Consider the following 25,542-nt stretch of genomic DNA (forward strand, 5'->3'; position numbering starts at 1 on the left):
CAAGGAAGGCGAGCTGGCCGTTATGCATGGATGCATTTGGCGAGTCCTGAGTGTAGCCAATTTGTTTCATAAGCCAGCGGGGATTTCGGCTACGTTGGGGTGTCCTTGGGGATGCAAGGGCTTTGGACAAGCAAAGCCCCTTGCCCGGTGTGGTTTGGCGAGAGTTGCGTAGCAACGTGCTTTCGAGCGAGAGCCAGGGATGGCGAACTGGCCTTTGTGCATGGATGCACTTGCTCCACGACTTTACGCCGCTGGCACAGCGGCTATCATAGCTTCCAGCTAAGAGTATCTAAGTTAGTATTGGCCGAGCTTCCGGCGACAGATGTTACTCATTGCCTGCCGCAGGCTTATGCACAGGCGATCCTGTGACTCGCTGCGAGTACATCCCTGTAAGCTCTGCCTCGCCATCCCTGGCTCGGAAGGTCACAGTCCCGCCTGTGCCTGGAAAATAGGCGTATGTCTGCAAATCGCTCAAATATTTCAAGCTACTCCATTTTCACAGAATTACACCGACTCCCGCTCGAAGCGGCCGCAGGGCGTTGATGACAATCGCGTAGCGAGGCATGGATGCCGAAGCAGCGCCAGTCGAATCAGGGATGAGCGTCTGGCGCGATAGCGAATTGGCATCATAAGCACAAGGGGTTGTCCGCTGCGTCGCGGGTCGCTGGGGGTTTGGAAAGGGGGCGAGTCGATACAGCCCCCTTTCCTCGGGTGTGGGGCGAAGCTCCACGACTTTAGACCGCTGGCACAGCGGCTAGCATGGCTTTAAGCCAAAGCTCAGCAATGAACTTGATCTCAGCTTCCAGCTAAACCGCAGCCTATCACTTGCGGTACGGATAGGCTGAAAGCTCGAATACCGTGAAGGACTGGACGTCCGAGAACGGCCTCTAACACAGGCTTTCCTAGCCAGGAGTCAACCAACTTCAAACATGACGCTAATACCAACCCTACTCCTGCAGCAGATCGCGACAGATCTGCACCAGATCCGACTGTACTGCCGCGGCAGTCACTTCCCTACCGGCACCTGGGCCGCGAATGATCAGCGGATTACCCTGGTAGAAGGCTGAGCGGATGACAAACACATTATCTCCCGGGGTCAGGTTAGCGTATGGATGCTGACGCTCGACCCACTGCAGAGAGACTTCGGCGTTAACCTGGCCATCTTGCTGCTCCAGTGACGCCACATAGCGCAGCACCTTGTTTTGCTCGGCCGCGGCGGCAAACTGCTGCGCGAGAGTGGCATCCAATTCGGTGATCCGCTGCAAAAACTCATCCAGCGGAATATCGGCCAGCGCCTCAGGCACCAGTGAGCTTAAGCGAATATCCTCAAGCTCCAGTTCCAGACCTATTTCACGAGCCAATATCAACAACTTGCGCTGCATGTCACGCCCGGAAAGATCGTCCCTGGGATCCGGCTCTGTGATCCCCAGCTCTTTGGCCTGCAACACCAACTCGGAGAAAGGTTTGATGCCATCGAAATGCTCAAACAGCCAGCAGAGCGTGCCGGAAAAGATACCGCCGACAGCCTCTACCCTGTCGCCGCTGTTGTGCAAATCATTGAGCGCGTGCTGCACCGGCAGCCCGGCGCCGCAACTGGCGTTGTAACGCCAGAACAGTCGGCGGTTACCCAACTGCTGTTTCAGCTCGCGGTAGAAAGGCAATGGCCCGGAGCCAGCCAACTTGTTGGCACTGACCATATGAATGCCACGGGCAAAAAACTCAGGATACTCTAGTGTCAGTCCAGCGCTGGCACTGATATCCAGCGCTACCAGTTCATCGGCTTGCAGCAACGCAAGCTGTTCGAACAGATGTTCATACTGCCAAGGGGTAGCTTCAGCTTCAAACCTTGCCTGCCAGTCATCCCCAAAGATCCCCTCATTGCAGATCCAGGCGCGGCTCGAACTCGCCAAGCCCAGGAGTTCAACACTGGCCTCCAGCTCACGTTTGAGGCCGTCGCGGGCTCGGCCAAACAACTCCACCCAGGCTTCGCCTATGTTACCCACACCCAGCAGAATAACGCCTATGCGTTTGCGGGGGCCGGCGCAGCGCCTGTGCACCTTCTGGGTCAGCAGGTTCACCTGCGATTTGGGTACCAGGGTGACCAGGCTGAGTTGGTCCTGGTACAGAGGCCGCGCTTCACGGCTCAGCAAACGGGCAAAGCTGCGACGATAACTGCCGGCGCCACTGCTTACCAGCGCCACCAGTCCATGCTCTCTGTCCTCGGTAATGCTTTGAATTTTGAGCTCGGATGTCTGCGCTTCCAGTAACTGCCAGACTTGGCGGGATAATTCGGGAGTAAAGGCCAGCTCAAGTTTGTGTTGTCCCTGAGACCAGTAAGCCAGCGGGTTCAAACCCGCCTCATTGAGTGCATCGAGCGTCTGAGTCTGAGCCCGGCTGCCATTGAGCTCCAGGCTCAAGAGGGACACCTGATTAAGATTGGTCACCACAGGGGCACTTGCGGCATCACTCTTGGGGGCTATCAGGGTAAAGTCGGTATGCGAGGCGTAGCTCGAACGCACCGCCAGACTGACCTCGGTATCAAACAGCGGCTGCAGGGTACGGCAATGCAGTACCGGGGAGCCAAGCCGCGCCAGGCGGTCGGCCTCAGCCAGCGACATACTGCTCAGTAGCCTGGCATCGGCAATCTTGTTGGGATCGGCATTGAACACCCCTTCGACATCTGTCCAAATGGTCACCCTGTCGATATCGGCCAGGCTGGCTATCAGGGTGGCACTGAAGTCGGAGCCGTTGCGACCGAGCAGCAGAGTTTCGCCTTGGCTATTGGCGCAGATAAAGCCGGTGATCACCAGGCGTTCATCGGGATGCTCGGCCAGCAGCCGCTGCACCCTTTCGCGGGACTCATCGAGGCGAATCCTGGGGACTGCGCCCTCATCGGCAATCAACAAACTGCGGGCATCCACATGGGAAGCGGCAACACCGGACTCCCGCAGCAGCGCCGCCATCAGTCTGGCCGACCAGCGTTCACCGAAACCCACCACCTGATTGCATTGGTATTCGCTGAGTTCAGGCAAGGACAATAAACTGGCCAGTTGCGCCTTATCTGTAGACAGACGCTCCCGCAGTTGACGTGCCTGTTCATTACCCAGCAGCTGTTCAATCAGATTTTGCTGATAACCGACAAGCTCCTGTAGCTCCTCCTGCCACAGAGCGCCCGACTCCTTCAGGGTCAACAGTTTATAGAGAAAATTAGTACTCTTGCCGGCGGCGGAAACCACTACAAGATCATCGGCATGACCATGGGTCAGCAAAATATGGGCGACCCGTCGGTAGCAATCGGCATCGGCGAGACTGGAACCGCCAAACTTATGTAGGTGACAACGTGCCATCTCAAGCTCCTTCAATTCAACAGTTTGCGGCTGCCGCCAATCCGGCGGCGATATCGTCCAGCAGATCCCGGCCATCTTCTATGCCCACAGACAAGCGAATAAGCGTGTCTTTAATACCGGCTTCGGCGCGAGCCTCACTCGCCATGGCTCTGTGGGTCATGGTGGCGGGCACCGCCACCAGGCTCTCAACTCCTCCCAGGCTCTCGGCCACGGAAAACAGCTTGAGCGCGCCGAGGAAGGCAACCACCTGCGCTTCATCACCCTTGAGTTCAAAACTCAGCATAGCGCCAAAGCCACTCTGCTGCCTGGCGGCAATCTCATGGCCTGGGTGGCTCTTAAGCCCCGGATAATAAACTTTGTCGACCACCGGGCTCTGACTCAGCAGCGCCACTATGCGCTCGGCATTGGCCTGATGCTCGCGGATCCTAAGCGCCAGAGTACGCAGGCCACGCAGGGTCAGGTAGCTGTCGAAGGCGCCTCCGCTCAGTCCAAGCGTGTTGGACCACCAGTGCAGCTGCTCTGCCAATTCGGGATCTTTGGCTACTACGGCACCGCCCACCACATCGCTGTGGCCATTGATATATTTAGTGGTCGAGTGCACCACTATGTCGGCCCCCAACAGCAAAGGCTGTTGCAGCGCCGGCGATAAAAAGGTGTTGTCAGCCACCACCAATGCATCCTGCTGGTGGGCTGCCTCGGCAATGGCGGCAATATCCACTACCCGCAGCAGTGGATTGGATGGCGTCTCGAGCCACACCATGCGCGGCTTTTGTGCCAGGGCAGCGGCAAGAGCTTGCGGGTCGGTTTGATCCAGCACCTGCAAGCGAAACTGGCCCTTGGCCGCCAGATGGGTGAACAGCCTATAGCTACCGCCATAACAGTCATGGGGCACCAACAAGAGGTCATCCGGCCCCAGCAGGTTGACCACCAGAGTAATGGCCGCCATGCCGGTCGCTGTAATTGCCGCACTGCAGCCCTGTTCCAGCTCCCCCAAGGCATCCCCCAGAATGGAGCGGGTAGGATTACCCGAGCGGCTATAATCAAAGGCTCTTGGCTGAGTGTGCCCCTCAAAGGCATAGTTGGTCGACAGATAGATGGGAGGCACCACGGCCCCGTGCTGGCTGTCTGATTCGATGCCCTGCCGGACCGCTGTGGTTGCTAATCGCCGCTCTGTCATAATCGACTCCTGAATGCTGAAGTTCGACACCATAAAGATGTCTGGACGTCTAAATCTAACCAATGACCATCCGGCCGTCAATAGGCATCAAGACGTTTGGACGTCCAAATGTATGGGTTTCTGTTCATATTGCACAGATTTTGCAGGCAATCATTTGACTGTATCCTGTAAGGGTTTAAAATCTGCTGCGAATTAGTGAGATCACAGGTGAATCAATGACTGAATGGAATGGCGAATACATCAGCCCTTATGCCGAACACGGCAAGAAGAATGAGCAAGTGAAAAAAATCACTGTCTCTATTCCGTTGAAGGTACTGAAAGTATTGACCGATGAGCGCACCCGGCGCCAGGTAAACAACCTGCGGCACGCCACAAACAGCGAACTGTTGTGCGAAGCCTTCCTGCATGCCTATACCGGCCAGCCACTGCCCAATGATGAGGATTTGTCCAAAGACAAACCCGACAGCATCCCGGAAGAAGCCAAACGCATGATGGATGCCATGGGCATTGAATGGGAAGACATGGAATAAGTGTCTTATTCCTCTGAATTATCTTATTGTTGAACAAGGATCGCTGCGCGATCCTTTTCTTTTGGGGGCTTGCGAATGCTGTCACTGATAGATCCCGTCACCCTGTTACTGGCATCCCTGATCATATTTACCGGCGCCCTGACCCAGTCGCTGATAGGCTTTGGCCTGGCCGTGGTAGCCACACCTTTGCTGTATATCGTCGATCCGGAACTGGTTCCCGCTCCTGTTATCGCCATGGGGTTTTCCATCGCCCTGCTGACACTGGTACGCGAGCGCGGTCACCTGGAATTCAACGGCTTGCAATATGCCTTGCTGGGACGGCTCCCCGGCGGCCTGATTGGTGCCACCCTGCTGTTACTGGCGCCGCAGCCGATTATGGGCTTGACCATAGCCCTGATTGTGGCCGTGGCCGTATTTCTCAGCTTCAGAAAGTACAGTATCAAAATCAACCGCCTCAGCTTGTTTATCGCCGGGATCTTTTCCGGGATCTTCGGCACCGTGGCCGCCATAGGTGGGCCACCTATGGCCCTGCTGCTGGCGGGAAAAGACGCCAGTCAGTTCCGCGCAGCGCTGTCGGCCTTCTTTATCTTCAGCTCATTGATAGCCTTGATCATTCTCGGCTGTTTTGGCCTCCTGACCCTGAGACACCTATGGCTGTCGCTGTTGCTGCTGCCTTCGGTTTTTCTCGGTTTTCTGGTGGCTGGCCGTTTGGTGGGCAGGGTAGATAAAGAGAAGACCCGAGTCCTGACGCTGGCGCTGTGCGCCCTGAGCGCCCTGCTGCTGACAATCAAATCAACTCTGGCGCTCATCAACGGTTAAATCGCTGTTAGAAGTGATAGCTGGTTTGCAGCACGCCACCTATGGCATCGTCACTGCCAAACATGCCGGTGAGATCCAGCCGGAAGCTGTTGCCTATGGCAAAACCTGTCCCCAGGGAGTAGAGATCGGCGCTGTGATCATTGAGATCCTGGCGATAACCGAGCCGTAAAGCAACCCAGTCAGCAGGCCGGTATTCGCCACCTAAACGCCAATAGCGGCTGCCCTCAAGCTCGGCAAACTTATCGTTGTCGGTAAGATCCAAGTCGCTGCTGAGCGAAAAAGCCGCCCAGTCATAGGCCACCCCGGCGGTAACCATAGGTTTCACCTGATAGGTAAGCTGCACGCCGCCAGCCTCTATGCTGCTTAAGTCCCGCTCGATAAGATTACGTCCGCTGACACCGATAACCAAACCATCCAATGGCTGAAATGCCAGGCCGATATCCAGATTAAAGCCTGTGTCATCACTGCGATAATCATCATCATTGAAATCATCGGCATCGAAGTTGTTGGCGCTGACAGCATAGTTAAAACTATCCAACCGTTGCAGCTTGGGGGTGACTCCCACTGTCACCGGCATATTGACGATAGATAGCGGATAGCTCACGGCCACTCCGAGCTCGGAAACCGCCCCGGCTACCACTCGCCCCTGGGAGGTCAAATCTTGGATTTCCGGCGGGTTATTGGGGTCCAGATTATCCAGGGCATCAATATCCGCAGCGGCGATTTCGGCAATCCCCAAGGCATCGAGATAACTCTTGAATACAAAGGCATAGCTAAAACCATCCGAAGGCATGACCAACGCCATATTGATACCGGCACTGACATAGGCGTTGTTGCCCTGCAGCGATTGCAAGTCACCACTGAGGCGCTTGCGGTAGTCATCGATAGCCGCTGTGTCGGCAGCATCTATGGCATTGACCAGAGCGTCATAGTTATCCTGCAAGGCATCAAACTTATCGATCATCTGATCTTTATCTGCGCCATCTGCGCCTATGGTGGGAATAAGTAAACTGAAGTCACTGCTGCGGTGCGAGGGCAAAGCCAGCAGCGCCGGATTGGAAAAGGCCGCCGCCTCACGATTACCGGCCGCCACGGCAACGCCGCCCATGGCATCGGCGCGGGCCTCATAAACATCCTGCCCAGCCAGCGCCAGCGTGCTGGCAAGCCCCGTGGTAAGCAGTGTCAACAGACTCAGTTTCATCTCATCCCCCTCTTGCTTTTATCTGTAACCAGACGCAAGACGTTAGTTACATGGGTTAAAGATAGTCCAGATCTCAGTGGCACAATGGTATCAAGATACAAAAAAAGCCCGTATCAAATAATACGGGCTGAGGCAAAACAGGTTCAGAAGTGCTTGTTAACCAAGATAGCTCTGACCTGCATAGAGAATAAAGTGCCTAAGTGCCAGCACCCCGGTCAGGCTGCAGCAGGCTACCGCCAACATAGCGCCCTTGGTGTGACGGGTACTCGCCGGCAGCAACAACATGGAAAGCAGTGGGATACCAAAGCCTATACCCACAACCCCAATCCAGAACACGCTGGCCCAAACGCCGCTTGTCAGTGATGCCAGCGCTGCCGCCGCTGCACCGCCCTTGAAATAGAGCGCGCAGAACAGCATGAACAGGAACAGGATTTCTGCCGCCATTACCGGCAGTTCCAAACCGTGCATCCGTCCCAGCTGTGGGCAGTGCTTGTCTGTCTTGAACAGCAGCAGCGCCACTACCGCGTTGGCGGCCGCACCGGCCGACAGACCGGACACCAGGAACAGCGCCGGTAATACGGCAGTGTTCAGCATGGGGTAGGCGTTCATGGCGGAGATCAGGAAGCCTGTGTAAGCACCCACGACAATCGCCAGCACAAACAGCAGTACTTCCATAGTCTTGCGAAGGCCAGTCAGTGATTCTGCAATCCCTTTAAGAAAGCCCAGACCCCAGCTACCGAGATCATCTTTCAGCACGACCAGCGCATAGGCAAAGGTCAGCGGAATATAGGCCAGCAGCGCCAACACCCCGATGGACATCACAGATGTCAGGTTGTAGTTGATCAGGATCAGCCAGAAGTGGAACGGCTTGGTCAGGTCAAACACCAGACACAGCATCCCCAAACAGATAGCCACTGGCGCTATCAAGGCTGCCGCCTTGAGAATACCGCTGTCACCCTCTGTCTTGTTTTGCACCCAACGCAGCCCGATCCCAATCAGCAGACTACCCGCCGACAACCCAGCCAAGAAGAGGTAAACCGCTATGACCCAGTTCCAGGTTACAGGGTCGTATTGTGTCATATCGCCCCAAGTATTGTTCATGATTGGATCCCCCCTCTCTTGACAGGAATACGGTAGATTCTGGGTTTAGTACCCAGATGGGTCTTGTCCTGATAAGTCACGCGGGTGTTGAGCAGAGTCGCCACCTCGCTGCCGGCCTCGTTGGCATCACCAAACACCAGGGCATCGGTAGGACATACGGTCACACAGGCGGGTTGTTCGCCGCGAGCCAGTCGGGTGTCCTTACAGAAGTTGCACTTGTCGGCCACCTTGGTCTCCGGGTTCATAAAGCGTACTTTGTAGGGGCAAGCTGCCACACAGTACATACAGCCGACACATTTCTCTGCCTTGATGGAAATAATGCCGTCCTCGCCCACATAAGCCGCCCCGGTAGGACAGACCTTGACGCAAGGGGCATCTTCACACTGCTGACAGGACACCCTGTGATACTTGAAGTGCAGATGCGGCGCATCACCGAATGGGCCTTCTACCCGTACCTGCAGGCGGGTTACGCTCTCAGGTACACCGTTTTCGCTGCGGCAGGCGACGTTACAGGCCTGACAGCCGATGCACTTATTCTCGTCGTGCACCATCACATATCTTTTAGTCATCTTCGCCTCCCCTTATGCCTTTTCCAGCTTCACACCTGTGGTGTGTACGTTCATACCGCACACAGGTGCAGTCACGTTGGGCAGCAGGTTGCCGCAGTGCACGCCCTTACCGGTCGCCCGTGCCAGCTCCTTGTTCTTGGAACCAAAGCCCATATAGGCAAACACAGTGTCGGGACGTATGCCCTTGGTCACCAGCGCATGACCCTCTTCACTGCCGACACTGGAAGTGAGACGAATGGCGTCCCCATTCTCAATGCCATGCTTGGCGGCAGTGTCAGGGTGGATCCAGACGGCGTTATCGGACATCAGGTTAGCCAGCATAGGCACATTGTGGGTCGCACCATTGGTATGCACTGCCACCTTACCCTGGATAAAGTAGAGCTCGTCCGGTTGCTTCAGGGTCACTTCGCGATAGGCGATAGTGCCACGGCCAGGCGCCATGTCTTCTACCTTGGCGGAGGTCAGTTCAATCTTGCCGCTGGGGGTCTTGAACTTGAGCGCGCTACCATAAGTACCATCTTCATCCATGCCCCTGGCGTTGGGGTAGGCGGCGACAAAGTCGGCCACCATCTTGGGTTCACGCAGCATCAGCGGCTTGCCGTAGCTGACAAAGCCCTTGTCCTTGATGTGCTGTAACAGCTGGGCGTCTTTATTCACCTGCAGGAATTGCAGGGTTTCCATGTTTTCCCAGGGATAGTACTGCTCCAGGCCCATCTCTATGCCCAGTTCACGGAAGATTTGCCAGGAAGGCTTGGCATCGCCAATCACATCTACCACTTGCTGACGCAGGTAGTAGGCCGGGTTCTTGCCGGATTTGTCGGCGACCTCTTCATCCCGCTCCAGGTAAGTACACTCGGGCAGTATGATGTCGGCCCAGGCGGCGGTTTCACTGATGTAAACATCACAGGAAACCACAAACTCCAACTTCTTCAGACTTTCAACCACCTTGGCACGGTCGGTCATGGTCTGCATAGGGTTGGTACGGCTCATAACCCAGGCCCGCAGTTGGTAAGGCTTGGCTTCCAGAGTTGCATCTATGATTGACTGATAGATACCACCACCGGACCAGGCCATAGCAAACTGCTCATCCATCTGGTCGATGCGTTTGGCTTGCGGCTTGGGCAGTTTAACGCCTGGCTTACCCAGCTCAGGAGCCACAAGCTCACCGGCAAACTTGTTGTAGCCACCGGCCTTCTTGCCCATGTAGAGGCCACCCTTACGCTCCAGGTTGCCGATCAGCACGTTGGCGGCATACAGCGCCCGGCGCATATCGAACTCTTCCGGAGTGAAAGTAGATCTGTGGCCAAAGTCGACCACGGCGTGAGGCGCTGCAGCGGCGTACTCGTGAGCAATACGGCGGATGTCGGCGGCAGGCACGTCGGAAATTGTCTCGGCCCACTCAGGGGTATAAGCCTTGACCTCGGCCGCAAACTCTTCAAAACCCACAACATAGCGCTCAATAAAGGCCTTGTCATAGAGGTTGTCGGCAATCAACACATGGCACAGCGCCAGGGCTACGGCCACATCCGAACCGGGACGAATGGCATACCACTCATCGGCCTTGTCGGCCACCACAGAGAACCTGGGTTCAAACACCACCAACTTGGCGCCTTTGTCAGCCTGGGCCTTCATCATTCCCCGGGTTTCGGACATATTGATCCCCTCATAGAGGTTATGACCGAAGTTGATGATGTACTTGGAGTTGGAGAGATCCCGCTTCACCTTGGTACCGAACATCGCCTTGGCGGCAACCACATAACCGCCCGGGCAAGTGGTGTTATGGGTAAAGGAGTTGGGGCTGCCGTAAGCCTGACCCAAATAGAACAGGTGTCCGGACAGCGAACCTGACTTGGAGGAAAACGCCACGGCTTCAGGACCATGGTCGGCCTTGATTTGATTCAGCTTGGTAGCGATGGTTTGATAGGCTTCCTGCCAGCTGATTTCGGCCCACTTGCCTTCGCCGCGCTCACCGACGCGCTTGAGTGGTTTGACAATCCTTTGTGGATCGTACAATAAACTGAGGCCGGCGCCGCCACGGGCACAGACCTTACCGCCGAATGATTTGGCTTCTTTGTTGCCAGAAATAAAGACGTTTTTGCCGTCGATTATCCGCGCCGAAATCGGGCAACGGGTCGAACACATCTCACACATACTGGCAACTTCAGTGGCACTGCCGGTCAGAGGGCTGCGCCCCAAAGCCGCCAGCGAACCGGGCAGAACTCCGGCCAGGGCACAGGTTGCCCCTCCGGCTCCAGCCCCTTTCAGAAAGGTGCGCCTATCAAGCTCTATCATGGTTTACCTCCATCCTCTCCCCTCGGGGAAAGGTCGCTCACACAGGTTATTGTTTGAATGGGATTCCGCTTGACTACAGCGGCTTAAGCTCATTGTTTACCCATTAAATTCCTGTGGGTATTGTGGTAAACCACATAGGGGGAGTGAGTGTGATCCAGCCCCCGCAAAGATGCCGGAAAGGACATGAAAGTGTGAGGGTAATCCAGCCTCTAGCCGTTAAAAAAAAAGCCATCACAAGCACCAAACCGATTAACAAAAACCACTTTAGAGATAACAAATATTCACAATTGTTAAGCCGATCACGCTCATAAAATCAGCCAAAACAACAGTGATGATTTCTGATCAAAAAATAAAAATACAATAAAATTAAATAATTAAAAACAAAAACATCATATCAATTAGATTTATTTCAATGATATTTTTATCAATTAGATTATTTTCATGCAAGTGATCCAGTTCAAAGCTGACGCACCTCAGGATTGCTAAATTGACAACCGCAAGGACACATAAAATAACAGCCCATTAACGGAGCGGGCGGTCACCCCAGAGGAATAGATGATGAACACCAGCAGCAAACTCGGCCTTCTGCTTTTAGCCTGCGCATTGGCCACAGGCGCCACCGCAGCCGACGGCGGCAACCCCAAGAAAGGCAAACACCTGTACAAGAAAGTCTGTAAAGAGTGTCACAGCAAAGCAGGCATAGGCGGCGAACTGACTCCCATGAGCAAGACCATGAGCCAATGGGACAGATTCTTCGCCAGAGACAAACACAAAGCCAAACCCGAGGCGTTTCAGCCTTTAACAGAGCAGGAACTCAAGGATATTCAACAGTTCCTGTACGACCATGCCGCCGACTCGGATCAACCCCAGACCTGCGGTTGATCCGAGCGCATAGGCGCCAATCACTTAACTAAATTTACAGCTTGCAAGCAAAGTCATGGGGTTACCCCAGGGCCGCTTGCTGCCTGAAAACGACCGGCAAGGCCGGTCAGGAGAATCTACTATGCGTACTCTTATCGCTCTGGCGGTGGCCCAGGCACTGGGTTTGGCTCTGCTGGGCAGCCCCCAGCTTCAGGCCGGGGAACTGGATGACAGCACCAAGATCCGCGAGCTTAAACAGCAACTGCAGGAGATCACCGAAGAGCTGGATATACTCAACAGCCGGGTGGACAAGACAGAGCGGCACACGGCGCTCGATCGACTGGAGATCAGCGGCGACTTTCGTACCCGAGCCCACTCGCTGCACTATGGCAATGTCACCTGGCATCCGGCGATCAAGATGGACTTCAACGACTTCGGCGCCAAAGCCATGGCCGGCGAACTGGGCAACCCCATGGATCCCTCCTCGCCCCTTGGCAAGATGATGGCTGCCAACCCTGAGCTGGCCAACGCCTTTGCCCAGGGGCAACTGCAGGGCGTTATGCCCTATGTGCTGGCGCCTTATCGCAGTGGCGACATAGACAATGACATCTTCTACACCACTCGGCTACGGCTCGATCTCAAGGCTAAGGTGTGGGACAACGTCAGCTTTGCCGGACGCCTGACCATGTTCAAGGACTGGGGCGATTCCACCGGTGTGCAGGTGTTTGATTCCTGGCGCTCTTTCACCATGGACGGCACCAACTCAGGCAACCCCAGCGGCGACTGGCTGCGGGTCGAGCGCGCCTACTTTGACTGGAAAAACATCGGCGGCAGCGAGTTTTATCTGTCTGTCGGCCGTCGTCCCTCCACCTATGGCCCACCGAGCCACTACCGGGAAAATGAAAAACGTGGCGGCACCCCTTCCGGACACCTGGTCAACTTCAACTTTGACGGTGCCACTCTGGGCTACAAGCTTGGAGAGCTCACCGGGATAGAAGGCCAGGTGGTGCGTTTCTGTTACGGTCAGGGCTTTGAGTCCCAATGGGGCAATGGCGAGCTTTATGGCGATACCGTCAGCAAGGACACCCATCTGGGCGGTTTCAACATTGATGTGATCAACGATGGTAACCACTTCCTGCAGCTGACCCTGTTTGCCGCGCGGGATATCAACGACGGCTTCAAGGGCACCATGGCCTTCCCCAACGAGTTGGCCGGAATTTTCGCCCCCACTCTATACAGCGATCTGCAGAAATTCGACAACTTCAACTTTGTTACCCGGGTGCAACCCAGCGGGGTCATAGGCGACATGTATCTGGGCGGCCTGGGCTATGCCTATGAGTCCGATGACGATCTCAAGCTGTTTGCCTCCTTCGGTTGGACCCGCGCTGAGAGCAACGGCAACGCCGGCATGTTCGGCGGCATGTTGACCGACGCCGTGTTTCAGGCAGAGCTCAACAGCAGTGGCGATGAACTGCTGATGGTGCCATCCAGCGCCGAGTCCGATGCCTCCCACGATGGTTATGGCATCTATATCGGCATGCAGATCCCGGCACCTTACGGCAAGTTCGGTCTAGAGTACAACTATGGCTCCAAGTACTGGACGCCCTTCACTCAGGCCCAGGACGACCCGGTCGGCAGCAAGCTGGCCACCCGCGGCCATGTGGCCGAGGCCTACTACATCTTCGATATCAACCCCAGGATGTTTATCAAGCTGGCGGGGCTCTACTACGACTATGAATACACTGGCTCGGGCACGCCCGTGGGTGCACCTGTGAAGGTGGATGATGTACTGGACGGCAGCGCCTATTCGCTATTGCCCGTGGTGGATACGGCGCTGGATATCAACGCCTCACTGACAGTGAATTTCTAGGGAGGAACACAGATGAAAACATTTTATCTGCCATTTATAGCCACGGCACTCTGGCTCGGCCTCCTGAGCCAGGCCCAGGCCGGCGGCCCCCACAAAGAGGTACTCAAGGGTCCCTTCAACACAGGCTCGGAAGTCACCCAGGCCTGTCTTGAGTGCCATGAAAAGGATGCCGATGACTTTATGCTGTCATCTCACTGGACCTGGGAACTGGAGCAGAAACTGCCCGGACGCACAGTCAAACGGGGCAAGAAAAACTCCATCAACAACTTCTGTGTTTCCATTGCCGGTAACGAGCCGCGCTGTACCGGCTGCCATGCCGGTTACGGCTGGAAAGACAACAACTTCGACTTCAAGGACAAGACCAAGGTGGACTGCCTGGTGTGCCATGACACCACGGGTACTTATGTGAAAGATCCCGTTGCGGCCGGTGAGGTATTCAAGACAGTGGATCTGCTGCGGGTCGCTCAGAATGTCGGCAAGCCGGTGCGGGATAACTGCGGCAGTTGCCACTTCTACGGTGGCGGCGGAGATGCGGTCAAACATGGCGACCTCGACTCTTCCATGGCCTACCCGGACAAGGCCACGGATGTACATATGGACAGCGACGGCAACGACTTCCAGTGTCAGGACTGCCACACCACCCAGAAGCATATGATCAGCGGTAACGCCATGGGTGTATCCCCCGGCGGTGAAGATCATATCGGCTGTGACAATTGCCACGACAGTGCACCACACGGCAACAAACAGCTGAACAAGCACGCGGCGACCGTGGCCTGTCAGACCTGCCACATTCCCTTCTTTGCCCGCCATGAGCCCACCAAGCTGCACTGGGACTGGTCAACTGCCGGTGAAGACAGGGAAGAGAGCCTGGATCAATATGGTCGTCACAGCTACGCCAAGAAAAAGGGCAGCTTCGTTTGGGGCAAGATGGTCAAGCCCAGCTACGCCTGGTACAACGGCCGCGCCGATGCCTATATGGCCGGTGACAAGATGGATCCCGAGCAGGTCACCCGTCTGACCTTCCCCCTGGGTGACATTCAGGATCCCAAGGCGAAGATCTACCCCTTCAAGGTACACACAGGCAAGCAGGTGTACGATAAGGTCAACAAGGTGCTGCTCAATCCCAAGACCTATGGCAAGGGCGGTTTCTGGTCTGAGTTTGACTGGGATAAGGCGATTCGCTTAGGGATGGCCGCCAGCGAGCCCATGCAGGCCAAGGGCATCAGCTACAGCGGCCAGTACGGCTTCGCCAAAACCGAAATGTGGTGGCGTATCAACCACATGGTCTCGCCCAAGAGTGAAGCGCTCAAGTGCGCCGACTGCCACAACGGCGGTGACCGCCTCGACTGGCAGGCGCTGGGCTATGAGGGCGACCCCATGAAACACAAAGGCGGCGCTCGCCACGCCCGCTGATCCGATTCAGGCAAGCCCTGAAGACCGGCTCCCGCATCTCCCTGCCTCCCGGGAGCCGGTCACTCTCATCTGGTACTCTTTCATCTGGTACCCTCCAAACGAGATGCCACTTATCCCCAAAAAAGACATTTAGACCCAGAATCGGGCCAAAGTGTCCAAGCGGCACTACACTGAATTAGACTATGACGGTAAATTCGGGTCATTGATGATGCAACTCCCTACAAAAAATGGCATTTTTCTTGCGTTGTCTGGGCATCCTTTTCTGTGGCAAGTGCAATGACAACAAACGGCAAGACTTTTTCCTCATTAAACCGCTCCCTGGGTGAGCTCAGCGGCGCCTTTGCCGATCTGGGAACCTTTCTTCCTCTTGTGCTTGGGCTGATCGCCCTGAATCAGTTTTCTCCCCAAGGCATTTTTCTCGGTTTCGGTCTCTTTGCCCTGGCCACCGCCCTGTTTTATCGCCGCCCCATTCCCGTGCAACCTATGAAGGTGATTGCCGCCCTGGTCATCGCCCAGGGGCTGACACCCGGCATGATGCAAGCCAGCGCCATGCTGATGGGAGTAATACTGCTGGTACTGGCGGCCTCCGGCGCCATCAGTTGGCTGTCGCGGCAAATATCCCAGGCTGTCAGTGTCGGTATCCAACTGGCCATAGGACTGCAACTGTTGTGGATGGGTTTCAAGATGATGGCCGACGAGCCTGTGCTGGGATTCGGCGCCTTCGCACTGATTTTCTTTGCCCGCTTTATCCCGCTGCGCTATCTGGCCATGCCCTTGGTGATTGCCCTCGGCATGCTGTGGCAATATCAGCAAGGCGGCAGCGACAGCAGCTTTGTGTTCAACAACACGCCTTGGCATTTGAGCTGGCCCGAGTTAAATGACTGGGGAGCCGCGGCAACCCTGTTGGTGCTGCCGCAACTGGCGTTGACTTTGACCAATGCCGTTATCGCCACCTCAGTAATGGCCAAAGAGAAGTTCCCCGAAGACAGCAAGCGTTTCAGCCCCAAGGCCTTTGCCACCAGCTCTGGCCTGGCCAATCTGCTGCTGAGTCCCTTCGGTGCTTCGGCCATGTGCCACGGTGCCGGAGGGTTGGCGGTGCAATACCATTTCGGTGCCCGCCGCCTGTGGGCGCCGCTAATCTTCGGCGGCAGTTGCCTGCTGATAGCCCTCTCCTGGGGGGAAAACGTGGCCTGGCTGCTGAGCCTTATTCCGCTGGCTATTCTCGGTAGTCTGCTGTCCACCGCCGGCTTGCAGTTGGCCTGGTCCAAACGCCTCTTGGACGGCAAGCCTTTCTGTATCTTTGTTATCCTGGCGACCGCTGTGGTGAGCCTGGCCGTCAATGCCGCCGCCGGTTTGGCTGTAGGCGTGGTATTGGAGTTCGGCCGCCGTCAGTGGCAAACCCTTGGGGCACTGCGATAAAGCCGACACCAGCGACTTGAGTCAAGGATAATCATTCATTCCGGGCTGTTGCCCCCAGAGGCAGCCACACCCGCACTCGGCAGCCGCGGCACTCGCGGCGGTTTTCCAGCTCCAGATGACCATTATGCTGGCTCACCACGTCGCGGCAGATAGCCAATCCCAGCCCCAAGCCATCCTCCTTGGTGGTAGCAAAAGACAGCATCAACTCCGCCGCCGAGGCGCTGAGGCCTATGCCTGTATCCAAGAGTTCCAACAGCAACCACTCTCCCTTGGTCCCGGCGGCTGGGGGCGCGGCCTGATAGTCGAGTTTGAGTTGGATCTCCCGTTTACCCGAAACTTCATCCAGGGCATCCATGGCATTTTTCAGCAGGTTAACCAGCATCTGACTCAGCCCTACAGCATCCCCCAGCAATGGCCGCTCCGACCCGCGACGACTTATTTTGAGCTCAACCCCCTGCTGCTCCATCGGCCGCTGAAACAACGCCAGTGCATCCCTGAGCAGTGACTCTATCACCACTGGCTCAGATTCGGCCCGGCGCCGACGCAGCAAACCGCGAATACGATGCACCACGGCCCCTGCGCGGATAGACTGATTATTGATCTTGGTCAGCACCTCACGCATGGCATCGGCGCGCTCGCCACAGCCCTCGGCGGCGCGCTGCTCCAGCACCATCATGGCGCCTTCACTGTATTGGGTAATAGCGGCAATCGGCTGATTGAGCTCATGCGCCAGCCCTGCACCAATTTCGCCCAGAATAGCGGCACTTTGCATTCGTTCCAGTTGCAACTCTTTGTCCCGCAGTTGCCGCTCTGTTGCCAACAGGAATTCACTCTTCTGGCGAAACTTATATTCCAGCCACAGGTGGTAGAGAGTGGAGATCAGGAACAGTAACAGCAGCGCTCCGCCCCACTCCTTGTTCTTGCGTACCCAGTCGATGGCGGCTTCATAAAGAGGAGGTGGGCCGCCGTGAAGATCCAGCTCCTCATATAGCTTTATCACCTTGAGCTGACTGATAGGAGCTGTCCAGCCCATGGTGTCGGCCTTGATCGCCGCTTCAGAGTCGGAAGGCAAGTCGAACAGCGCCCGGGTCACCGCTTGGGTGATATGACTGGGCACCAGATCAGAGGCGGCAAATGACCAGTTGGGATAAAGGGCACTGCTGGTTTCACAATCATAGCCCTCGGGCTTGACGCCGTTGATTACCCGATAGTCCTGACGTTGCACCAAGCCGGTTTCCACCATCTCCTCCAGGGTACAGAAGGGAGTAATGGCGGCATCGACAGTGCGGTCACGCACCTGGTAAACCAGAGGCTCCAGCGGAAACCCCAAAAAACGCACTTCGCCGAAAAAACGCTTGGCAGCAAAGCCACGCTTGTTGAGCAAGCCTACTGTCGCCTGATATCCCCCCAGCGCCTGAGGATCGCTGGCCACCACAGTAGCACCACGCAGCTCCTCAATATTGCGCACCGGGCTGTCGGCCCGCACTATGATAGCCGAGCTGATAGCAAAGGTAGTTCCCAAGTGCTTGCGACTACGCATGGTAGCCAGCCACGACAGGGGCAGCTTGCTGCTGAGGCTAAGGTATTGCCCTGGGTTGGTCACGATAAAGTGGATCCTGTGCTCCAGCAATTGCTGGCTCATTTGCTCAAAAGTCAGCGGTTCGACCTCGAAGCGATTTCCTGGAAGTTCTTGGCTGAGATATTGCATCATGGGGCGCCATCTCTCTTTGGCTTGAGCCACACCATGATTGGCCAGCACTCCGACCCGAAACACAGCCTCTATGGGCTCGTCACCCATTTCGGCATCAGTCGCCGGTTCATACAGTTGCGCCGAAGCCGAAGCACACCCGGCCCCTAACAACAGTATCAAGATTAATATTCTGGCCATTCCCACTCCCCTTTTATCCATGAAGATAAGCTAATACAGACAGCGAAAAAATAACTTGATGGAGGGCAAATGTCGGCCAACACCTCAGTGATCTGGCTCTAAAAGCCAACAACCGAGTTTGAGCCTCACTGCGACAAAGATTAGGATTGGCTTATTCACCTGAGAGAGGCAAGTATGTGACTGACGTAGCGCTTTATTTGGTGGACGACGATGCCGCCGTCCGGGATTCACTCGGCTTTATGCTGAGCCAATTCGGTTATCGGCTGCAAGCCTTTGACAGCGGCCAGGCATTTCTCCAGGACGCTGAGTTGGAGGCGCCTGGCTGCGTGATCCTCGACAGCCGCATGCCTGAACTCACAGGCCAGCAGGTGCAGCAGAGACTACTGGAGGCCAACAGTCCCTTGGGGATCATCTTTCTTACCGGCCATGGCGATCTGCCAATGGCCGTTGACGCCTTTCGTCAGGGAGCCTGCGACTTTTTCCAGAAACCCGTGGCCGGCAAGGCGCTGGCCGCCGCCATCGAAAAAGCCTTCGACTACAGCCTCAAGACCCATGAACAGCAGCAACTGCAGCAGAAATACGCCACCCTGACCGAGCGCGAGCAGCAGGTATTGCAACTTCTGGTGCAGGGAATGACCAATAAACAGATGTCCGAAGCTCTCTATCTGTCGCTGCGAACCATAGAGGTACATAGGGCCAAGATCATGAAAAAGCTTGGCGTCCACAGTATTGCCGAACTGATCAAGTTCACACCCTTGGTTTGACCCTCTTCCGGGTGCGACAGCTTGTCGCACTTTGGCTGTTTAGCTTTGCCCCATCCGCGCACAAGACCCAGAATGGGCCATTCAAAACAACCAAAATCAATAAGATATGCGCTTTTCACCTTCTCCTCTCGCTCTGGCTTTACTGCCAATAATCGGTCTGGGCTCAGCCGCCAAGGCCAGTGATTCTCCCATGGAAGTGCTGGTGGTACGCGGCAGCGTACAGAGCAGCGTGCTGCAGACCTCGCCTGAAGCCACCGCGCCCAAGGCCGATATCAGTGGTCTGCTCAAGTCACTGCCCGGCGCCAACGTCAACAGTAACGGCCCACTTACCGGCATAGCCCAGTACCGAGGCCTCTTTGGCGATAGAGTCGAAACCCAGGTTGGCGGCATGAGCATGGCCGGCGCCGGTCCCAACGCCATGGATACTCCCTTGAGTTATGCCGTGCCTGTAATCACAGAGCAACTCGAACTGGATCGCGGCATAGCCCCAGTCGCCAGCGGCGTCGATACCTTGGGTGGCAGTATCCGGGTAGTGGAGTCCCAGGCCCGTTTCGATGAAGTCAGCGGCCTGATCAGCGGCCAATACCAGCATAATGGCGAGCAGAGTCGCATCGGCGTCAAGAGCAACTTCGGCGGTGAGCGTCAGGCACTCATGCTGTATGGCGACTTGTTCAAGGGCAATGATGTGCCCGAGAGCGGCGATAACCACAGATTACTGCCAGGGGTCTACGACAAGCAGGTGTTCGGCGGTGAATACAGATTTAACCTGGCCGACAGCAACGCCGATGATGAGTCGATAGCCTTCTCGTTCCAGCATCTGGAAACCACAGATGCCGCCACCCCGGCGCTGCCGATGGATATCGACTATATCCGCACAGACAGATTCAAACTCAGTGGTGAGCACCTGCTGGCCGATTGGCAAATGCGCTGGCATCTGGGCTACAGCGATGCCCGTCACGGCATGGACAACTTCAGCCTACGGATGAAAATGCCTACCATGGCACCGCGCTACACCATAGCCGACTCCAAAAGTTTCGATGGCCATTGGCAAATGGCGAAAGACAGCTGGGAATTTGGCTTTGATTGGCGCCATGCCGAACACGATACTGTGGTGACAGACCCGAGCAACAGCAAGTTCCGGGTGGATAACTTCAACGGTATCAACGACAGTGTTTATAGCCTCTACGCCCAATGGCAACAGGATTTTGGCCGCTGGAGCTGGCAACTGGGCAGCCGGGTGAAACACTACAGGTTTGATGCCGATGCCGTGAGTCACTCTATGGCGGCCATGAAACCGGCAATCAAGACCCTGATGGACAGATTCAATCAGGCCGATCGCAGCCAAAACGATACCGGGTTGGACTTGGTGATCAACGGTCGCTTCGAAATCGACAATGAGCTGGATGCCATAATCGGCCTGGCACGAAAACAGGCCAGTGCCAGCTATCAACAGCGCTATCTCTGGGTGCCGATGCAGTCCACCGGCGGGCTGGCCGATGGCCGCACCTATGTGGGCCAGATGGACTTGGATCTGGAAACCGCCTGGCAACTGGAGCTGGGGCTGGATTTACACCGCCAGGATTTCAACCTGACCCCTAGGGTGTTTGTCCAAAGGATAGACAACTATATTCAGGGCCTGCCCACGGATGATCCTGCCGTTATCGCCGCCGGCGATGCCAACACCTTGGTGTTCAGCAATACCGACGCCCTGCTCTACGGCATGGATATCAACGCCCACTGGCAGTTGCATGAACAGTGGAGCCTGGATCTGCAAGCGGCCTATACCTATGGTGAGCGCCGCGACGTGGAAGACAAGCTTTACCGTATCGCCCCGCCCAACCTGACTCTGGGACTCAACTGGGATCAGGGCAGCTGGTTTGCCCGCCTGGAGACAGTAGCGGTTGCCGCCCAGGATAAGGTCTCGGCCACTCAGCTGGAGCAGGAAACTGCAGGCTATGGCTTGGTGAATCTGGCGGCCGGTTACCGCGGTGACAGCTTTATGCTCAAGGCCGGAGTCGATAACCTGCTGGATAGAGAATATGTCGATCATCTCGCCGGCTATAACCGGGTAATGGGCGGGGATATCGCCGTCGGCGAGCGCTTACCACAACCCGGTCTCAACGCCTGGGTCATGGGCGAGTACCGTTTTTAAGGGCGCCCCGGTTGCCCGCTTAAGGGTTCATCCTCACCGTGCTCCCGCAAGCCGTTGAGATTTCCACTGCAATTGAACCTGCCCCGGCCTTTTCTCGTCTCGGAAGGCCGGGATTTTTTTAAGCAACAGGCTTCTTGGCCAGCTTACGTTGCAGGGTGCGGCGATGCATTCCCAACTGGCGGGCGGTGGCCGAGACATTGCCCTTATTGGCATTGAGTACCTGCTGAATATATTCCCACTCCAAGCGCTTGGGGTGCAGCGGGGTTTCATCAGGCAAGGATGAAGCCGTATGGGGTTTAGGCTCGACTTTGAGTGCTGCCAGCAGTGTCCGGGTGTCGGCCGGCTTGGCCAGGTAGTTGTCTGCCCCCAGTTTCACCGCCTCCACCGCAGTGGCTATGCTGGCAAAGCCGGTGAGCAACACAATACAGGCCTTGGGCAGGCTGGCTCGCAGCGGCACTATCAGGCTAAGGCCGTTGCTTTGCGCCAACTTCATATCCAGCAGCACATGGCTCGGCTGCCAGCTGCGGGCGCTGAGCAGTGCTTGGCTGGCATCTTCGGCATGGCAGCACTCGAAATCATGCCGCTGCATGCGCCGTTTCAGAATGGCTGCCAGCGCCAGGTCATCTTCAACTATCAATAACCGCTTCATGCCGCATCTCCTTTACTGGCAGAAACCGGCAATAAGGGCAGACTGATACGCGCCTCACAGCCCTGTGGGCCGTTGTGCAGTACCAGCTCGCCCCCCAGCTTCTCCAGACTGGCGTGACTCAAGAGTACGGCAACCCCCATACCTGTGCGGCTCGCCACCGGCATCAGTCCAAGCTCACCCAAGAGATGGGCCTCTATGCCGCGGCCATAATCCTTGATGTTAATTTCAAGCCGAGTATCACCGAGGGAGTCGAAGCCAATTTCAACCTTAGGCTCGCCTATATTGTTAAGGCTGGCCTTGGCGGCGTTATCCACCAGCGCCAACAGTGCCGGTAACAGGCTGGCATCTGTGATAATTTCACGTTCAGTCAGAGCTGCAGGCAAGGTGAGGCTGAAATCCACCTCTGGCATCAACAGCATGAGTTGCTGGCGCATATTTTGCCCCAGTGCCACCAATGTCACGGCCTGGCGGCGACGCTCACGAATCGATTCGGTGGCGCGGCGCAATTCATTGAGTGTGACTTCACAGCGGGACAACGCCTGGCCCATTTGCACCTGCGCTTCGGCATCCAAACCCTCTTCCATGGCTTCATCCAGCAGTAATCTCAGGCTCGCCAGTGGCGTTGCCAACTGGTGTGCCATCTGCGCCGAAGCTGTGCCCAACGCCAGCAGCTGTTCCTGCCGCAGCTGATTTTCCCTCAGCCAACCGAGCTCGGTATCCTGGCGCCGCAGACGACGGCTTATCAGGGCGACACTGGTGGTCAACACCAGTGCCGACACCACAAAGTTGAGCCACATCCCCAGGAAGTGTGAACTCATATCCATACCCTGATGACGGATATGGCCTTCCGGCAAGCTTAAGATCATCAGGCTATAGGCCAGGGTCGACAACGCAGCCAGGCTCCAACTGCCCCAGGCGGGCAAGGTGACCGCCGCCAGCGCAATCGGCACCAGCAGCAGCGAAATAAAGGCATTGGTAGCACCACCGGAAAACCACAGCCAGGAGATCCAGAACAGGGTGTCCAGCAACAGGGCGATAAAGATACCGGCACTCTGACGATAAAGAGGATGACGCAACCACAGGGTCAAGGCCAGATAGGCACTTTCCAGCCCGAACACCCACCACAAGGGTTCAGGTTGCAGCGTCAGGCCAAAGGCGTCACTGCCGAGCAGGGTCAACCCCAATTGCAGCAGCAACCCCAGGACGCGCAGCAACGCCAGTTGATCGGCCGCCGCCAGGCCACCGGTTCGGCCAAATAAGCCAGTCATTCCCATCGGGGTACTTTTCATCCGTTTATCATCCGAAAACCTGCAAAAGCATTGAATCGGCAGGTATACCAAGTTGGCTATGGCATTGCGAGGCTCTGGAGTGTCAATGTCTGCCGTCGACACCTCGGCACGGCCGCTTTACATCATTAACAAGGCTTCACATTTTAGGGGCTTTTCAAAGCCAAAGCACTTGTTTACCCTGTGGATTCACCCTTTTTCATTCCTGAGAGGCTGCAGAACCCGCCGATGACCACTTCCTCTTCCTTGCCGCTGATCCTGGCCGGCCCAATATTGCGCCACTGTGACCGGGACCATTTCACCCTCTGGTGGGTCAGCAGCAAACCGTTGAGCCCGCAATTAACGCTTAAGTTGAGTCACAAGTCGGCGCCCTTGCCGCTGAATGAAGAACAAGTGCACCGAGTACAACTAGGTAAACACGCCTGGCAGTATCTGCTGCATCTGGAAGTTCCCGGATTACTGCCCCAAGGGCAAGCCGTGGGTTATAGCTTGGAAGATGCCGATGGTCAGTCGCTGTTCGCCGATATCGAAGGTCTGTGTTATCCGGACAAATCCACCCCCGAGCTGGTGCTGCAGCCCAGGCTGGATCGTTTGCTGCACGGCTCCTGTCGCAACCCGCATCATCACAGCGGCGATGCACTGGTGGCGGCCGATACTCTGCTGGAGCAGAACAATGCCCCAGGCGAGCGCCCGGCGCTACTGATGCTGAGCGGCGATCAGCTCTATGTCGATGACGTGGCCGGCCCCACCCTGGTGGCCATTGCCCAGGTAATCGAGCTGCTGGGACTAAAGCAGGAAAGCTTTAGTGACGCCCCACTCAAAGACTCGGCGCAGATAGATTATGGCCCTGACTCCCTCTACCAAAGGCCAAAACAGCTCTTGCCCCGTACCCAGTATCCGGCCAAGACAGCACTTTGGCGCTGGTATATCAATCACCCCATATTCACCTCTTCGATGGCTGAAAACCATCTGCTGAGCTTCGCCGAAGTCACGGCCCTGTATCTTTTAATCTGGTCACCGGAACTGTGGCAGCAACTGGAACTGCCGCAGCAGTTACCCGGGCTGACCGGCAAACGGGCACAGGAGTGGCAGACCCAGTGGCAACATCTATTGGAATTCAAGGCGGGTCTTGGCAAGGTTAGGCGCCTGCTGGCGCATCTGCCTACTTATATGATCTTCGATGATCATGACATCACCGACGACTGGAACCTCACTGCCCGCTGGGAAGAGGCCGCCTATGGTCACGCCTTCTCCAAGCGCATCATAGGCAATGCCCTGCTGGGTTACACCCTGTTTCAGGCCCTTGGCAATCAACCCAAGAGGTTTACCGACTTTTTCGAAGAGCTGAGCGGCCTTTATCTGGCCGACAGTGAGCGCCAGGATGCCCTGATAGACAAGCTGCTCAAGTGTGAGAACTGGCACTACACCCTGGATACTCAACCCAGAATGGTAGTACTGGATACCCGTACCCGCCGCTGGCGCAGCGAATCCAACCTGGCCAAGCCTTCCGGGTTGATGGACTGGGAGGCGCTGATGGATCTGCAGCAGGCACTGCTGGGGCAGGATAAGGTCATCATAGTGTCGGCGGCACCGATTTTCGGGGTCAAGCTGATTGAGGCGGTGCAGCGCACGGCGACCCTGATCGGGGCTTCGCTGCTGGTGGACGCCGAAAACTGGATGGCGCACCCAGGCGCCGCCAACGCCCTGCTGTCGATCTTCATGCACAGACGTACCCCGCAGGAGTTTGTGATCCTCTCCGGCGATGTGCATTACTCCTTTGCTTATGACATAGGGATCCGCTTTCGCCGTGCCAGTCCCAACATCTACCAGGTCACCGCCAGCGGCATCAAAAATCAGTTCCCGGAAAAGCTGCTGCCTGTATTTGATAAGCTCAACGGCTGGCTCTATGGTCATTTCTCGCCGCTCAATCTGCTGACCAAACGCAAACGCATGTCGATCCGCGGCCGCCGCCCCAATGGAGCCCCCAGCAAGCGCCTGGTCAACCAAAGCGGTATCGGCCTTCTGGAACTGGCAGAAAACGGCGCCCCCAAGCGGATAGCCGTACTGCACGCCGATATGAGCCTGACCGAGTTTCAAGCCCCCAAAGACAGTCGCGACTGAAACCCGGGGAGCTAATTTTATTCTGCCCGGCTTGGTGACAAGCCGGCTCAGGTTATAATACAGGCATTCATCCCGGGCCAGAC

The 25,542-nt window shown here is 56.4% G+C and carries 18 protein-coding genes; 9 read left to right on the forward strand and 9 right to left on the reverse strand.

Going from position 1 to position 25,542, the window contains the following annotated elements:
- Window positions 1-947: 947 nt before the first annotated feature.
- Both ACMHXH_RS14585 and metB read right to left on the reverse strand, forming a co-directional pair.
- A complete protein-coding gene (locus ACMHXH_RS14585) occupies window positions 948-3,347 on the reverse strand; it encodes a bifunctional aspartate kinase/homoserine dehydrogenase II (RefSeq protein WP_335911747.1) in 2,400 nt (799 codons plus the stop codon).
- A gap of 16 nt (window positions 3,348-3,363) precedes the next feature.
- The gene (metB, locus tag ACMHXH_RS14590; RefSeq protein ID WP_233962602.1) at window positions 3,364-4,524 is read right to left on the reverse strand and encodes a cystathionine gamma-synthase; all 1,161 of its coding nucleotides are present in this window, start codon (window positions 4,522-4,524) and stop codon (window positions 3,364-3,366) included.
- Window positions 4,525-4,739: 215 nt separating this feature from the next.
- Here metB and metJ point away from each other — a divergent pair, with 215 nt between their 5' ends.
- Both metJ and ACMHXH_RS14600 read left to right on the forward strand, forming a co-directional pair.
- Window positions 4,740-5,054 (forward strand): met regulon transcriptional regulator MetJ, encoded by a 315-nt coding sequence (gene metJ, locus ACMHXH_RS14595; protein ID WP_039033538.1) that lies wholly within the window; start codon window positions 4,740-4,742, stop codon window positions 5,052-5,054.
- A 75-nt stretch (window positions 5,055-5,129) separates the two neighbouring features.
- Entirely contained in the window at window positions 5,130-5,873 is a 744-nt protein-coding gene (locus tag ACMHXH_RS14600) for a sulfite exporter TauE/SafE family protein (protein ID WP_101095731.1), read from the forward strand.
- A 7-nt stretch (window positions 5,874-5,880) separates the two neighbouring features.
- Here the strand turns inward: ACMHXH_RS14600 and traF are convergent, their stop codons facing one another.
- The 4 genes from traF to phsA all read right to left on the reverse strand — a co-directional run bounded on the left by traF (window position 5,881) and on the right by phsA (window position 11,036).
- Window positions 5,881-7,074, reverse strand: a complete 1,194-nt coding sequence (traF, locus tag ACMHXH_RS14605; RefSeq protein ID WP_335911745.1) for a conjugal transfer protein TraF — start codon at window positions 7,072-7,074, stop codon at window positions 5,881-5,883.
- Window positions 7,075-7,230: 156 nt separating this feature from the next.
- Complete coding sequence (nrfD, locus tag ACMHXH_RS14610) at window positions 7,231-8,175, reverse strand: NrfD/PsrC family molybdoenzyme membrane anchor subunit (RefSeq protein WP_039033541.1); 945 nt, start codon at window positions 8,173-8,175, stop codon at window positions 7,231-7,233.
- Window positions 8,172-8,744 (reverse strand): 4Fe-4S dicluster domain-containing protein, encoded by a 573-nt coding sequence (locus ACMHXH_RS14615; RefSeq protein ID WP_039033542.1) that lies wholly within the window; start codon window positions 8,742-8,744, stop codon window positions 8,172-8,174. Before ACMHXH_RS14615 ends, nrfD begins: the two co-directional genes overlap by 4 nt.
- Before the next feature lie 12 nt (window positions 8,745-8,756).
- Entirely contained in the window at window positions 8,757-11,036 is a 2,280-nt protein-coding gene (phsA, locus tag ACMHXH_RS14620; protein ID WP_071476791.1) for a thiosulfate reductase PhsA, read from the reverse strand.
- A gap of 555 nt (window positions 11,037-11,591) precedes the next feature.
- Between phsA and ACMHXH_RS14625 the strand changes: the two genes are divergently transcribed.
- The 4 genes from ACMHXH_RS14625 to ACMHXH_RS14640 all read left to right on the forward strand — a co-directional run bounded on the left by ACMHXH_RS14625 (window position 11,592) and on the right by ACMHXH_RS14640 (window position 16,599).
- On the forward strand, window positions 11,592-11,918 hold the full coding sequence (locus ACMHXH_RS14625) for a c-type cytochrome (protein ID WP_025010197.1): 327 nt from the start codon (window positions 11,592-11,594) through the stop codon (window positions 11,916-11,918).
- A gap of 121 nt (window positions 11,919-12,039) precedes the next feature.
- A complete protein-coding gene (locus tag ACMHXH_RS14630) occupies window positions 12,040-13,767 on the forward strand; it encodes a DUF3373 domain-containing protein (protein ID WP_071476790.1) in 1,728 nt (575 codons plus the stop codon).
- Between the two features lie 12 nt (window positions 13,768-13,779).
- Window positions 13,780-15,180 (forward strand): tetrathionate reductase family octaheme c-type cytochrome, encoded by a 1,401-nt coding sequence (locus tag ACMHXH_RS14635; protein WP_335911742.1) that lies wholly within the window; start codon window positions 13,780-13,782, stop codon window positions 15,178-15,180.
- 276 nt (window positions 15,181-15,456) lie between these two features.
- Window positions 15,457-16,599, forward strand: coding sequence for a putative sulfate/molybdate transporter (locus ACMHXH_RS14640; protein WP_335911740.1), 1,143 nt, complete (start codon window positions 15,457-15,459; stop codon window positions 16,597-16,599).
- A 31-nt stretch (window positions 16,600-16,630) separates the two neighbouring features.
- Here the strand turns inward: ACMHXH_RS14640 and ACMHXH_RS14645 are convergent, their stop codons facing one another.
- A complete protein-coding gene (locus tag ACMHXH_RS14645) occupies window positions 16,631-18,397 on the reverse strand; it encodes a PhnD/SsuA/transferrin family substrate-binding protein (protein ID WP_144361861.1) in 1,767 nt (588 codons plus the stop codon).
- A 236-nt stretch (window positions 18,398-18,633) separates the two neighbouring features.
- On the opposite strand from ACMHXH_RS14645, the gene ACMHXH_RS14650 reads away from it, so the two are divergent.
- Complete coding sequence (locus ACMHXH_RS14650; protein WP_256213945.1) at window positions 18,634-19,251, forward strand: response regulator transcription factor; 618 nt, start codon at window positions 18,634-18,636, stop codon at window positions 19,249-19,251.
- Between the two features lie 106 nt (window positions 19,252-19,357).
- A complete protein-coding gene (locus tag ACMHXH_RS14655) occupies window positions 19,358-21,403 on the forward strand; it encodes a TonB-dependent receptor (RefSeq protein WP_335911738.1) in 2,046 nt (681 codons plus the stop codon).
- A gap of 118 nt (window positions 21,404-21,521) precedes the next feature.
- On the opposite strand, the gene ACMHXH_RS14660 is transcribed toward ACMHXH_RS14655, so the two are convergent.
- Together ACMHXH_RS14660 and ACMHXH_RS14665 are read right to left on the reverse strand one after the other, a co-directional pair.
- Window positions 21,522-22,052: a response regulator transcription factor gene (locus ACMHXH_RS14660; protein WP_233962597.1), complete on the reverse strand. Its 531-nt coding sequence runs from the start codon at window positions 22,050-22,052 to the stop codon at window positions 21,522-21,524.
- Complete coding sequence (locus ACMHXH_RS14665; RefSeq protein ID WP_412498946.1) at window positions 22,049-23,341, reverse strand: ATP-binding protein; 1,293 nt, start codon at window positions 23,339-23,341, stop codon at window positions 22,049-22,051. Before ACMHXH_RS14665 ends, ACMHXH_RS14660 begins: the two co-directional genes overlap by 4 nt.
- A 225-nt stretch (window positions 23,342-23,566) precedes the next feature.
- Between ACMHXH_RS14665 and ACMHXH_RS14670 the strand changes: the two genes are divergently transcribed.
- Window positions 23,567-25,459, forward strand: a complete 1,893-nt coding sequence (locus tag ACMHXH_RS14670; protein ID WP_039033549.1) for an alkaline phosphatase D family protein — start codon at window positions 23,567-23,569, stop codon at window positions 25,457-25,459.
- Window positions 25,460-25,542: the final 83 nt, after the last annotated feature.

The sequence above is a fragment of the Shewanella sp. BJSY2023SW001 genome (assembly GCF_047314685.1).
Lineage (GTDB): Bacteria > Pseudomonadota > Gammaproteobacteria > Enterobacterales > Shewanellaceae > Shewanella > Shewanella indica.

Excerpts from the sequence above, each read along its gene's own strand:
- ACMHXH_RS14585 (WP_335911747.1), bottom strand. The coding sequence starts at position 3,347 with ATGGCACGTTGTCACCTACATAAGTTTGGCGGTTCCAGTCTCGCCGAT.
- metB (WP_233962602.1), bottom strand. The coding sequence starts at position 4,524 with ATGACAGAGCGGCGATTAGCAACCACAGCGGTCCGGCAGGGCATCGAA.
- metJ (WP_039033538.1), top strand. The coding sequence starts at position 4,740 with ATGACTGAATGGAATGGCGAATACATCAGCCCTTATGCCGAACACGGC.
- ACMHXH_RS14600 (WP_101095731.1), top strand. The coding sequence starts at position 5,130 with ATGCTGTCACTGATAGATCCCGTCACCCTGTTACTGGCATCCCTGATC.
- traF (WP_335911745.1), bottom strand. The coding sequence starts at position 7,074 with ATGAAACTGAGTCTGTTGACACTGCTTACCACGGGGCTTGCCAGCACG.
- nrfD (WP_039033541.1), bottom strand. The coding sequence starts at position 8,175 with ATGAACAATACTTGGGGCGATATGACACAATACGACCCTGTAACCTGG.
- ACMHXH_RS14615 (WP_039033542.1), bottom strand. The coding sequence starts at position 8,744 with ATGACTAAAAGATATGTGATGGTGCACGACGAGAATAAGTGCATCGGC.
- phsA (WP_071476791.1), bottom strand. The coding sequence starts at position 11,036 with ATGATAGAGCTTGATAGGCGCACCTTTCTGAAAGGGGCTGGAGCCGGA.
- ACMHXH_RS14625 (WP_025010197.1), top strand. The coding sequence starts at position 11,592 with ATGATGAACACCAGCAGCAAACTCGGCCTTCTGCTTTTAGCCTGCGCA.
- ACMHXH_RS14630 (WP_071476790.1), top strand. The coding sequence starts at position 12,040 with ATGCGTACTCTTATCGCTCTGGCGGTGGCCCAGGCACTGGGTTTGGCT.
- ACMHXH_RS14635 (WP_335911742.1), top strand. The coding sequence starts at position 13,780 with ATGAAAACATTTTATCTGCCATTTATAGCCACGGCACTCTGGCTCGGC.
- ACMHXH_RS14640 (WP_335911740.1), top strand. The coding sequence starts at position 15,457 with ATGACAACAAACGGCAAGACTTTTTCCTCATTAAACCGCTCCCTGGGT.
- ACMHXH_RS14645 (WP_144361861.1), bottom strand. The coding sequence starts at position 18,397 with ATGGGTGACGAGCCCATAGAGGCTGTGTTTCGGGTCGGAGTGCTGGCC.
- ACMHXH_RS14655 (WP_335911738.1), top strand. The coding sequence starts at position 19,358 with ATGCGCTTTTCACCTTCTCCTCTCGCTCTGGCTTTACTGCCAATAATC.
- ACMHXH_RS14660 (WP_233962597.1), bottom strand. The coding sequence starts at position 22,052 with ATGAAGCGGTTATTGATAGTTGAAGATGACCTGGCGCTGGCAGCCATT.
- ACMHXH_RS14665 (WP_412498946.1), bottom strand. The coding sequence starts at position 23,341 with ATGAAAAGTACCCCGATGGGAATGACTGGCTTATTTGGCCGAACCGGT.
- ACMHXH_RS14670 (WP_039033549.1), top strand. The coding sequence starts at position 23,567 with ATGACCACTTCCTCTTCCTTGCCGCTGATCCTGGCCGGCCCAATATTG.